Annotated in this window: 1 rRNA gene; it reads right to left on the bottom strand. The window is 67.8% G+C overall.

Features of this window, described 5'->3' with window-relative positions:
- Positions 1-1,116: 1,116 nt before the first annotated feature.
- Positions 1,117-1,225: ribosomal RNA gene (rrf, locus tag FAF44_RS53250) — 5S ribosomal RNA — on the bottom strand; the annotation flags it as partial.

The raw sequence follows: 1,225 nt of genomic DNA, 5'->3' as shown, positions 1-1,225 counted from the left end.
GCCGCACGTCACCGACGACGTCCACGTGCCCGACGTTCACGGCCGTGGCCCGGTCACCGGTCATCGCGACCCCCGGGTTGTCACCGCTTACGGAGATGGAACGTTCCACCTTCCCGATCCGTCCCCGCCGCGCCTCGTCGACCTCCGCCCCGCCCGGCCCTTCCTCCCACTCCCTGGACCGCTCCGACCGCACGCCTTCCCGCTCGGAAGACCCCTTCGACGTCGTACCCGCCTCCGGCTCCCTGCCCGCGCCCTTCCCCTCGGGAGACCCCTCCGATCCTGAGCCCGCCTCCGGCGGACGCCGGTCCTCCGGCTCACCGGGCCGCTCTCTGCGTGCGCCCTTCCGCTCAGCAGGCCCCTCCGGCCAGGCGTGCTCACCGGGCGACCGCATGCCTTCCTGCCGGAAGCGCCCCTCTGGCCAGGCGGGCGTCTCAGGCTCATCGGACCGGTCCGGCCGCGCGCCTTTCCCCTCAGGGGACCGCTTCGACCGCGTGCGCTCCTCCGCCGGGCTCGTGTCCTCCCGCTCGACGGGCCTTTCCTGCCACAAGTCGCCCTGCTCAGGAGACCACTCGGTCGGTTCTGAGTCAGCGCCTGTCGCATGTCGCCTTCCCCTGGGCCTCTTGCCATGGGGAGCGGCCGACCACATCTCACCTGCCACGCCTGCGTCGCGGGCCGCCCTGGCGGAATCCGCCGGTCGAGCGACATGGCCGGCGAGCGGGCTCACGTGCGACCGTCGGCGCACCACGAGCAGCACGCCCACCACAAACAGACCGAACGCTCCCAAAGAGACGCTGATCAGACTCCCCTGCTCATCAAGCAGCATTAACACCGTGCCAGGCATCCCATACGAGTCAACGAAATAGCCGGCAACTCCGACCGTCACCAAAGTGAGCGAGATCGGGGCAAGCGTCCAGGCGAGGAAACGTCGGCGTCGGCGAGTGGGCCGTGCCGGCTCAGATGCCTGTCCTGAGGGGGAGGAAGCCGTCACAGTACAAGGGTGACCTGGCTGTCTGTAAGTCGCCACCGGAACTCCGTCATGCCCGGAAAGCGCACTGTATGAGGGGAAATGAAAAGGGCCCCGACCAATACTGGTCGGGGCCCTTTTACTTAAAGATTGTCCGGCGGCGACCTACTCTCCCACACCCTCCCGAGTGCAGTACCATCGGCGCAGAGAAGCTTAACTTCCGGGTTCGGAATGTAACCGGGTGTTTCCTTCCCGCCATAA

The sequence above is a fragment of the Nonomuraea sp. MG754425 genome (assembly GCF_021699195.1).
GTDB lineage: Bacteria > Actinomycetota > Actinomycetes > Streptosporangiales > Streptosporangiaceae > Nonomuraea.
Note: the sequence above shows the minus strand (reverse complement) of the source record. Positions and strands in the feature narration are given on the sequence as shown.